Origin of the sequence: Pseudoalteromonas sp. S2755 (assembly GCF_005886535.1) — a bacterium.
Classification (GTDB): domain Bacteria; phylum Pseudomonadota; class Gammaproteobacteria; order Enterobacterales; family Alteromonadaceae; genus Pseudoalteromonas.
In genome coordinates, this window is record NZ_PNDS01000061.1 from 1 (window position 1) to 5,528 (window position 5,528).

At 45.6% G+C, this 5,528-nt stretch carries 4 protein-coding genes and 2 pseudogenes; all 6 read left to right on the top strand.

The window, feature by feature from the left end:
- A pseudogene (locus CWC03_RS11640) lies at positions 1-1,020 on the top strand (tape measure protein); the annotation flags it as partial.
- Positions 1,017-1,376, top strand: coding sequence for a hypothetical protein (locus tag CWC03_RS11645; protein WP_138582075.1), 360 nt, complete (start codon positions 1,017-1,019; stop codon positions 1,374-1,376). The pseudogene CWC03_RS11640 and the gene CWC03_RS11645, both read left to right, overlap by 4 nt.
- Before the next feature lie 2 nt (positions 1,377-1,378).
- Positions 1,379-3,481, top strand: a complete 2,103-nt coding sequence (locus CWC03_RS11650) for a hypothetical protein (RefSeq protein WP_138582076.1) — start codon at positions 1,379-1,381, stop codon at positions 3,479-3,481.
- On the top strand, positions 3,481-4,476 hold the full coding sequence (locus CWC03_RS11655) for a hypothetical protein (RefSeq protein WP_138582077.1): 996 nt from the start codon (positions 3,481-3,483) through the stop codon (positions 4,474-4,476). Before CWC03_RS11650 ends, CWC03_RS11655 begins: the two co-directional genes overlap by 1 nt.
- Positions 4,476-4,772, top strand: coding sequence for a hypothetical protein (locus CWC03_RS11660; RefSeq protein WP_138582078.1), 297 nt, complete (start codon positions 4,476-4,478; stop codon positions 4,770-4,772). Before CWC03_RS11655 ends, CWC03_RS11660 begins: the two co-directional genes overlap by 1 nt.
- A pseudogene (locus CWC03_RS11665) lies at positions 4,769-5,528 on the top strand (hypothetical protein); the annotation flags it as partial. The gene CWC03_RS11660 and the pseudogene CWC03_RS11665, both read left to right, overlap by 4 nt.

The window sequence follows — 5,528 nt, forward strand, 5'->3', positions numbered from 1 at the left end:
GAGCAAAAGCGAAAGGCGCAAGCTGCCCTTAACCATCAAACAGGGTTGGTGGTAGAGCAAGAAGCCGACCTAGCTCGCGTACGAGAGCTAGAAACCAAAAGCTTGCAACAGTTAAGTCTTGAACAGCGTAAACTTGAACAAGAACTTGCCCAAGTTAATCAACAGTACCAAGTTGGTGCGTTGTCAGCTGAAGACTACCAGCACAAAAAAGACCGAGTTAGCCAAATCTTATCTGTGGTAAATAACTTGCTCGGTGATTTTAAGAATGCTCAGGATGCAGCTACGGATGCAACCAAGCGAGGAACCCGGGCAACTGAAGATGCAACAAAAGCTAATGAGCGCTCCTTAAAAAGCTTACGCCAACAAAAAGAAGAGTTAGAGCGTGTAAGCCAAAGCGCCAACCGTGCTGCAACCAGCATGAGTAACTATCAAAACCGCAACCGCCCAACGGTTGAGCAAATTGTTGATTACCAAGATAAGTATGAAACAGGGAGAGGTGCGGCATACCGCTTTGAAAGTGCAGAGGTAATTGCAGAGCGCGCCCGTCGCGAGCGCGAGAAAATGCAGCAGCAACAGTACGCGCAGTTTGAGCGTGCAATTAACGCATCCACATCAACGTCAGAACTATCCAAAATTTATGACCGGATATTTAAACAGCTCGTTTATATCGATGGCGAACAAAAACGCGCGCTGCGAGATTTAATTGACCGCCAGCGTGAATCGCTCAAACAAGTTGCCAGTGCCAAGCGTAATCCCACACGCTCAAACACAATCACACCGCGTGAAAACACTGAGTATTACAGCCCAAACCCCGTACCGACTAGGCCAAACATTAGCTCGCCACTGAGTGATGCCGTTAATGGCAAACTTGATAAATTGCTAACCCTGCTGACAGGCCAGCAATCCGGTAAACGCATTGTGCTGGAACTCAAACTGCCCAGTGGTAACACTGCAGAATTATACACCACCATTCGAGACCAGCTTTTAGACGAACTTGAACAATTGAGTAACGCCCAATGATAGTAATTAACGCCATAGAACTACCACACGCCGTGTGGACAGATGAGCACGATTATCAAGCCGTTGCTGAGCAAACTGAGCTTGCATTAAACGGTGCCTCACATATTGAAAAAACGCTGCTACCTGGTCGGCCTATCACAATTGAGAGTGTGCTGGAGACTGCGAGTGCCTACATTGCACTATTTGACCATAGCCGAACCACGCTAACCGCGTTTGATATATCGATACGTGGCACGGTATACACCGTGGTTTGGGACCACAGTCAAAAGCCCTGTACAGGTAGCGCCGTTAGTTATTACTCAGATGCTCAGCCTGACTATTTTGAAAACATAACCTTACGACTAAAAACGGTGTAACCATGTTAAGAAGTCACCTTAAAATATTTAAGCCCCAGCGGCTTGGCAGCGCACCCAATGCAGGTGGCCACCGCACCAATAACGCAGTGATAAGCGGTAAATTGAACGATGTGTTTAGCTCAATCAGCGACGTCGACCATGCGCGCAGCGCCTTTGATTTGGTCAAGCTTTACCCCGCTGTTGCAACTGATGACGCAACAAAATTATCGGATGCACATGTGTTTATTGCCGACCAACCAGCAGATCCGCTGGTCAGCACGCTACTGGTTGAGTCTCCAGATTTACGAGACGACTCGCTGCTCGATGATATGTTGGCGTTAATGACTGCCAGCACGACCAAGTACCACGGCCTCAGCAATCTAGTTGCGCCATACCAGCAAGGAGATCTCACTCTAAAGCTAAAAGAAGTACAACGCTCTCTCGCACCAACCGTTAAGCGTGTTGAAACCAAACAAGGTTTAAGACCTGCAACGGAAACTATTTATAAGTACAAGAAAGTCGAGAGCTTTGGCAATCTCAGTGAATACAATATCGACGTACCTGACATTTTACAGAGTTACAACGCAAACCGCTTTTTGCAGTATCGCTTTTATCGAGGGAATAACAATGGGCCTGGTGATTATTACGACAAAATAACTTATACCGTAAATAACTCAACCCTATCGGGGACAACCGTTTCTGGTAGCCTGCCACCTGGCCACTTTGTGTTCGAGGGTGACTTTCTTTGGCTTTATTACTTGTCGAACCAAGACTTTCGTTTTCATTCATTCTCGGATGGCCAAGGCCTGAATTTAGGTAGCACAGAAACCGTTGTACCAAAAACCGTTCGATTGAAAAAGCAAGGCTCTTCGCAGGTGATTACTGACGATGGTATAGGCCGCTTCATCCACTCCGGTTATGTCATTGCCCGCATTGACTATGATACTGGTGTAATAACTGAAATTGAACCCATTGATTACCAAGGGACGGTATCCGAAGAACTTGGTGCGCTAATTCAACGCAAACCACTCACATTGAGTGAACTACAATTTAGCTTGCCATCATCCAAGTTTTCCAGAAGTAGTATCTATATCCGCGCAAAGTCAGAAGCAGGTGTAGAGTTCAGTGCATCAAGCGATGACAATGGAAACATTACTGGCACCAATATCTCTGGTTCAGTGAACAGTACAGGAGTCGTTGAGCTTCAATTTACCGTGGATGTACTGCAAGACTCTATAAGCTACGACTATGACGAAGTCACCGAGATTAATGTGCCTAGCCCACCTGGTGGCATTGACCGCAGCAAACTGCCTGAAGGTGGCTATGTGCCGATATTTCATGAGTTTAATCTAGTGTGCGTTCAAGACCGTAACCGAACCCAACACGCAACACTGAGCAATGGCCAAGAGTTAACGGTAACCGTTGACGCTAACTGGGTAGATATTGTTGATAATGAGGGGCTATCGCTCTATAGCGCCAATGATGACAATTACAGTTATGACAAGGCCACTGGCAAAGTCACAATTAAGTCTGGAATAGTCAACTTTTCCGGCCCGTTCATCATAACCACCGTCTTGAGTGAGTTGGTCTTAGTGGATGCAATCGACGGCGACACGCTCAAAATACTCTCACCACTTAAGCGAACATATGACGTTGGCGCAACGGTCTCAAGCACTTACGTACTTGGAGACCTACAAGCGCTAACTAAAGACGAGCGAACCCTGAGTGCTTGGAGTACTAACTTTGGTGATTTTGGCTCTCCGGCATCAAGCGCAATCAACACCACACAATACCCAATTGAGTTAAGTAACCTTGGCACTATTGCCCAGCGCTGGGCCATTGTATTTACCAGCACGACTGCGTTTTATGTTGTGGGCGAGCATGTAGGCACCATTTATAACGGCGACATTACCAGCGACTGCACGCCCATTAATGCCAATGCAGGCTCACCATTTTTTGTTCTACGCAAAGAAGCGTTAGGGTCTGGATTGAATCCAGGTGAAGCGTTTTTATTTGAAACCACCACGGCAGGCAAACCAATTATGGTCACGCGCTCGGTAAGCCCTGGACACACCGAAATTAAATACGACAAATCCACGCTCGGATTTAGAGGGAGTAAAGATTAATGCCAACACCAGTAACTGTATATAGATGGGATGACGATGGTGCACCACAAATCACTGAGCCGTACGGTACGGCCAACCAAATCAAGGCAGTGCTGGATGCGTGCTTAGTAAATGGGTATGGTGCTAAACAGCCGTTGGGTTGGTCAAAAGTATTTGATGACGCCAATGGTGTGGTTTATCAAAACGATACGACAAACGGCGGTAGCGGTGGCATGGTGCGGTTTTGGCCGTACAATGGCGCTTGGGAAGCCAGCTTCCCTCGCTCAAAAGGCCTTAACTTTCAGGCTGCGAAATCCTTTGTTGACTCAGAAACACCACATCACCCGGGGTTTTATCAAGCCATTAATCATCCTGAGTCCAGTAACAGCAATACTAAGGCTTGGGTTATTATTGGTACAAGCACAGCATTTTATTTAATCCTTAGTAATGTTAGCGAATCCCAAAACTCATCGCACCCTAAAGATAAAATATCTACTCAAAACTTTTCTCAAGGTGAAATATTCGTTGGAGATATTGAATCTGAGCTGGACTATGACGCAGGAGCCTTTATTGCTTTTCACTCTGCAACAAGCAGTGATAATGATTCTATCTCTTGGGACGATTGTTTAGGTTACATTACAAGGAGCTTTAGCTCATCAAGAAGTACTTCTGGAGTGAAAATATATCATGCCGACAACTCTGAAGCGTTTGATATTTATCAACCCAGGCTTACTTTTCCTAGAAGTAGAACACATGTTCATTCTTCAGAGCCTCATGTCCTCGGCATGGCCCCTGTACCTATATGCAGTGAAGCAACTGACGATATACCAGCCATTATTGATACATTTTCACCGCCTTTAAGAGGCTATATGCCAGGCATGATTAACATTATGCGTGGCTTAAATAAAGACTCATATTGGCCACAAGAGTTAATCATTGAAGGCCACAAATACTTTCAACTGCATTCAACCGATGTTAATTGCAGTCATGTCTGGATAAATATGGAGCAGTGGTAGTGTATAAGCTGAAAAAAGTTCCTCCCTATTATGTGCAGAATTTAGGGGTTCTAGAGCTCGACCTAGACTCAAGCTCAACACGTGTGCTAGTACAAAACAGAAATGATCTTTCAGTTGTCTGGCATGCCCCAGTTACTGAAAACCCAACGGTCACTATTACTACGCCACTAAAGTACACCGTTGACCCATTGTTGACGGTTACCATATTTGATGATGGAAAAAATGGCGCTCCGCCTCAGTTTAACGCTGAAACCGTTGATAGAGTGCAAGCATCATTACCAGGAACTGGTGAATGATACAGGTTAGGTTTACGACACCTGCAAATAGCTATACCAGTCCGCTGGTTGTTCGATTTGGCGGTGGCACAACTCAACCGATTGAAGACAAGGAAGTCACGGCTTATTTTGATGTCGCTTACTCAAATAACGATAACTATGCCGTGCTGGTTGCGTTGCAATACACCAACGCGTTCTCACTAGACACAATTTATCAAATGGGCTGGGCGAACGCAGCTGTACTTCACAGAGAGACTTCCTTACTTTGGCATGCAAACCAAGCGGCTATTGAGCAGCAAGTAAATACAGGTTGGAAAAGCTGTATGTTGGTTATCACAAAGGAAAGTGAATTTAACTGGAGTAAAGGACAGGCAAAGTACGTTGAGGCAACTCAGGTTTGGCACGAAGCATCGCAACATGAAACCGCACTTTGCATCCATTACGGGCCGAGTGAACGCGCATATATTTGCTACCGAGTAAACCATCCTCGCAAAGGTAAGGTTATCGTGCGATTTGATAACGCGCTGAATGCCTGCCCGCAGATAGGCAAAGTTAAACTCAGAATGTCACCGTTTGAAAAAGTCTGCTACTGGGGGTTACCTGGTGGGCCTGTTCGCTCAGATGATGACATTCCCCCCATCGATACCAAAATCCCCATAGAGCCACAGATACAGAGATATTACATCATGCAACCATCAATCAGCTGTAATCGACTAAGTGATGATTTAAAAATTCTAATTAACAGTATAAGATTGAACCGCACACACCGGCCAATTT

Coding starts and splice junctions, on each gene's coding strand:
- CWC03_RS11645 (WP_138582075.1), top strand. CDS start 1,017: ATGATAGTAATTAACGCCATAGAACTACCACACGCCGTGTGGACAGAT.
- CWC03_RS11650 (WP_138582076.1), top strand. CDS start 1,379: ATGTTAAGAAGTCACCTTAAAATATTTAAGCCCCAGCGGCTTGGCAGC.
- CWC03_RS11655 (WP_138582077.1), top strand. CDS start 3,481: ATGCCAACACCAGTAACTGTATATAGATGGGATGACGATGGTGCACCA.